Genomic DNA, 398 nt, shown 5'->3' on the forward strand with positions numbered 1-398 from the left:
GGAGTTCTCCTTCAATTAAATCATTCCAGCAAAGAGAACCTCCTGAATCCTTGTAAGGCTTGCCTTCTAGTTCAGGCTTTCCGATTGACTCTGCGTACTCTTTTGATATTGGAAAATCAAAATCAACAAACCACTGTTTGTAAATAGCTTGAGCGGTATCTTCTAGCTTTTGAGTTAGTTGCTCGTTAAGTGCAATACGGTCATTCACCACATTGTATTCACGCACGATTTCACGCTGCTTCTCGATAGATGGGATTGGTAGCTCAACATCACACATTTCTTGCCAACCAAATAGCTCTCTCACCGTTCCGTGAGACATATAACGAGCATATCGATCAAACTCTGAACGCCTAAACCACATCATCAAATACTCAGGATCAAGTCGCTCAGTATCGACT

1 pseudogene is annotated in these 398 nt (G+C 42.0%); it reads right to left on the reverse strand.

Annotated features, from left to right (window positions below):
- Window positions 1-398, reverse strand: a pseudogene (locus AB4486_RS24155) (restriction endonuclease subunit S); the annotation flags it as partial.

Source organism: Vibrio sp. 10N.222.55.C6 (genome assembly GCF_041473395.1).
In the GTDB taxonomy this organism is placed as follows: domain Bacteria; phylum Pseudomonadota; class Gammaproteobacteria; order Enterobacterales; family Vibrionaceae; genus Vibrio; species Vibrio crassostreae_C.